Raw genomic sequence first — 1,738 nt, 5'->3', positions numbered from 1 at the left:
ATATTCATTTGCTTCAAAAAAACCTAAAGTTGTTTTAAGAGCAATAAGAAGTCATATAGGACCTGAAAAAATTGTAAAATCATTAAGCTTCTTTGAAGTTTTAAAACGAGCCCTTTCTAAAAAATAATTTAACAGTAGCTATATTGAAAAGTTCTAAAGTTTATTTGACTTTGGGGCTCTTTGTCAACTGTAGTGGGTTGATGAAAAGCTAAGATCTAGAAAGGACAAATTTCGTCCTTTCTTTTTTGATATTTAGGGCGATAAAAATTCGTTTTTTGAAGTTTTCAAAGTTCCGAAAACCAAATGCATTGCGCTTGATAAGTTTGATGAGATTATTAGTGGCTTCCAATTTTGCGTTGGAATAGGGTAGTTGAAGGGCGTTGACAATCTTCTCTTTATCCTTGAGGAAGGTTTTAAAGACAGTCTGAAAAAGAGGATGAACCAGCTTAAGATTGTCCTCAATGAGTCCGAAAAATTTGTCAGGCTCCTTGTTCTGAAAGTGAAAAAGCAAGAGCTGATAGATATTATAGTGGTGTCTCAAGTCTTCTGAATAGCTCAAAAGCTTGTCTAGAATCTCTTTGTTGGTTAGATGCATACGAAAAGTAGGGCGATAAAATCGCTTATCGCTCAGTTTACGACTATCCTTCTGTATAAGCTTCCAGTAGCGTTTGATAGTCTTGTATTCATGGGATTTTCGCTCAAACTGATTCATGATTTGAACACGGACACGACTCATAGCACGGCTGAGATGTTGGACAATATGAAAGCGATCTAGAACGATTTTAGCACATGGAAAAAGCTGTTTAGCTAAGGCATAGTAAGGACTAAATATATCCCTGACAACGAACAGCTCTATCGTATCGAAGAAAGTGATTTCGGATGATAGCTTGTGTTCTCCCCTCAAGAACAGTGATGATATTGCGATTGTCAAAATCTTGCGCAATGAAACTCATCTTTCCCTTAGTGAAGGCATACTCATCCCAAGACATAATCTCGGGAAGACGAGAAAAATCATGTTTAAAACGGAAGTCATTGAGCTTTCGAATGACAGTTGAAGTTGAAATGGCAAGCTGGCGGGCAATGACGGTCATAGAAGCCTTCTCAATCAGTTTCTGAGCAATTTTTTGGTTGATGATACAAGGGATTTGATGATTCTTCTTGACGAGAGAAGTCTCAGCGACCATCATTTTCGAGCACTGATAGCACTTGAAACGTCGCTTTTTAAGGAGAATTCTAGTAGGCATACCAGTTGTTTCGAGGTAAGGAATTTTCGACGGTTTTTGGAAGTCATATTTCTTCATTTGACTTCCACAATCAGGACAAGAAGGAGCGTAGTAGTCCAGTTTAGCGATGATTTCTTTGTGTGTATCCTTATTGATGATATCTATAATTTGGATATTAGGATCTTTGATATCAAGGAGTTTTGTGATAAAATGTAGTTGTTCCATATGATTCTTTCTAATGATGGTTTTGTCGCTTTTCATTATAGATATTATGGGGCTTTTTTCTACACAAAAATAGGCTCTATAAGATCTATAGGGGGTTTACCCACTACAAATATTATAGAGCCGAAATTCCTACGTCAACTCCCTTAGCCATGACCATCATTTCAGGCGAAAATTTTTGGTTATGATAGTGGAGAATCTTTTCCTTTAGTTCCTTGGTTAAGCTTGATTTCTTGACCGAACGCTTCCGATTGCTTTCATAAGAATGTTGAGCATAGTCGGCAGAATAAACC

Annotated in this window: 1 protein-coding gene and 2 pseudogenes; 1 reads left to right on the top strand and 2 read right to left on the bottom strand. The window is 37.1% G+C overall.

The features are described from left to right. The coding region (locus AB5287_RS09920; RefSeq protein ID WP_368221165.1) for a DUF956 family protein at positions 1–127 on the top strand (127 nt) is incomplete at its 5' end. A gap of 81 nt (positions 128–208) precedes the next feature. Here the strand turns inward: AB5287_RS09920 and AB5287_RS09915 are convergent. Together AB5287_RS09915 and AB5287_RS09910 are read right to left on the bottom strand one after the other, a co-directional pair. After that, positions 209–1,448: pseudogene (locus AB5287_RS09915) on the bottom strand (ISL3 family transposase). A 115-nt stretch (positions 1,449–1,563) separates the two neighbouring features. Next, a pseudogene (locus AB5287_RS09910) lies at positions 1,564–1,738 on the bottom strand (IS30 family transposase); the annotation flags it as partial.

The organism is Bifidobacterium sp. RTP21102st3_E2_RTP21102_210122, assembly GCF_040916945.1.
In the GTDB taxonomy this organism is placed as follows: domain Bacteria; phylum Actinomycetota; class Actinomycetes; order Actinomycetales; family Bifidobacteriaceae; genus Bifidobacterium; species Bifidobacterium longum.
This window is presented reverse-complemented; position numbering and strand designations above follow the sequence as displayed.